The sequence below is a fragment of the Stenotrophomonas sp. P5_B8 genome, from assembly GCF_054049855.1.
The window spans coordinates 1-2,064 of sequence record NZ_JBFULO010000555.1 but is presented as its reverse complement, the minus strand read 5'-3'; the positions used below and the strand labels follow the sequence as shown (position 1 = coordinate 2,064).

Annotated in this window: 2 protein-coding genes; both read right to left on the bottom strand. The window is 65.4% G+C overall.

The features are described 5' to 3' along the window. Positions 1-570 precede the first annotated feature (570 nt). Entirely contained in the window at positions 571-1,353 is a 783-nt protein-coding gene (locus tag ACXJKH_RS19260; RefSeq protein WP_256775669.1) for a BUD32 family EKC/KEOPS complex subunit, read from the bottom strand. A 74-nt stretch (positions 1,354-1,427) separates the two neighbouring features. Further along, on the bottom strand, positions 1,428-2,064 hold a 637-nt coding region (locus ACXJKH_RS19255; protein ID WP_457321781.1), incomplete at its 5' end, for a beta-ketoacyl-ACP synthase III.

Genomic DNA, 2,064 nt, shown 5'->3' with positions numbered 1-2,064 from the left:
AGCAGCGTCCTTCGTTTCGGGTTGGAGGTGCCGAGCATGGCTCGGCACTACCCTCTCCCCAAATGACGGGCAGGCCTGCCGTGCTGAGATTCGGCGAAGCCGAGGCGAAGTGCCGTTGATCGCCCACCCACGCCGGCCCTTGCAGTCATGGCCGGTGCGCAGGCGAGATCCAGAGTGAAGCAGCGTCCTTCGTTTCGGGTTGGAGGTGCCGAGCATGGCTCGGCACTACCCTCTCCCCAAATGACGGGCAGGCCTGCCGTGCTGAGATTCGGCGAAGCCGAGGCGAAGTGCCGTTGATCACCCACCAGCACCGACCCACTGTCGGGGGTCGGTGTGGGTGGGYTGGCGGGACCGTCGKGCGCCATGGATGGCGCMYGCGAGCTTACAGGGACGTACTTGCWGCGTGYCCCGCCAACCCACCCACACCGGCCCGAACACGGGACCACGAGCAATGACGCTTCGGCTTCGGCTTCGGCTTCGGCTTCGGCTTCGGCTTCGGCTTCGGCTTCGGCTTCGGCTTGAGCTTCGGCTCCAGCTCCACAGCCTTGCCCCTGAAAAAGAAAACCCCGATCACACCAGCAACTGCAGAATGTCCAAGTCGCCGTCGGAGAAGAAGTCGAAGCAGATCACCGCCAGCATCAGCATGCCCAGCGTCGTGGCCCCGTGCACGATCAGGATCGCGTGTGCCAGCGACCGCGCCGACCGGCCGAGCTTCATGCTCGCCCGCGCCAGACCCTGCAACCGCCCGGAGACCGCGTGCGCGTGCGCCAGCACCGGCGCCTGCACCCCGTCCATCGCCTCGGACATCAGCTGCTGCAGCCGCTGCGGACGGTCCTCGTAATACTTGGCCACCCCATAGCCGAACATCAGCCAATCGCGCGCCTGCGCCTGGTCCAGCGCCATCACTTCCAGCGGGTCTTCCTCGAAATCGATGAACCCCACCCGCGTGCCGTCCCAAGTCAGATTGCGCGGCAACGGCTGGCCGAAATACGCGCCCTTGCCATGCGCAGCAGCGATCGCCTGCATCGCCGCCGACACCAGCCGGTCACGGCCGGTCTCGTCGGCCTGCCGCAGGCAGGTATTGAACGAACTGCCGTTGTCCTCCAGCACCAGCGCCGCGTGACCGCTGCCGATCACGTGCGGCACGTTCACCCCCTGCGCAGACAGCTCCGCCAGGCGACGCGCTTCGGTCTTCCTGGCCGCGTCACCGCCACGGTGCGGCGGCGGACGCAAGGCATCCAGCTGGAAACGGTGTGCAACGAAATTGAGCAGGCCCAAGGCGACTGCGCGGCTTCCTTCGCCGTACTGCTTCAGCCAGGCGCGTTGCCCTTCAATGACGATGGGCTCAACCATGACGGATCTCCTGAAATGCAGACGGCCCCAAAAGGGGCCGTAACGACAACGTCACGCTGTCGTAACCAGCACTATCAATAGCGCAGCAGCGCCGAACCCCACGTGAAGCCACCGCCGAACGCTTCCAGCAACAGCAACTGGCCGCGCTCGACGCGACCGGAGCGAACCGCCACGTCCAGCGCCATCGGCACCGACGCCGAGGAGGTGTTGCCGTGCTTGTCCACCGTCACCACCACCTGGTCCATCGACATCTCCAGGCGCTTGGCCGTGGCTTCGATGATGCGCAGGTTGGCCTGGTGCGGAATCAGCCAGTCCAGGTCGTCCTTGGTCAGCGCATTGGCTTCCAGGGTTTCATCCACGACCGAGTCCAGCGCCTTGACGGCGTACTTGAACACGTCGTTGCCCTTCATCAGGATCGCGCCACGGGCGTTTTCGCCCTCGCCGAAACCGGCCGACACACCGACCGGATTCCACAGCAGCTCTTTCTTGCTGCCGTCCGAATGCAGGTGGGTACTGAGGATGCCGGTCTCTTCGTCGGCCTTGAGCACGACCGCGCCGGCACCATCGCCGAACAGCACGCAGGTGGTGCGCTCGGTCCAGTCAACGATCCGGGTCAGGGTTTCCGCACCGATGACCAGCACATGCCGTGCATCACCGGAGCGAATGAATTTGTCGGCCACGCTCAACGCGAACACGAAGCCCGAACAGGCC

What these genes read in the sequence shown, in the direction of transcription:
- ACXJKH_RS19260 (WP_256775669.1), bottom strand. Translation starts at nt 1,353, where the DNA reads ATGGTTGAGCCCATCGTCATTGAAGGGCAACGCGCCTGGCTGAAGCAG.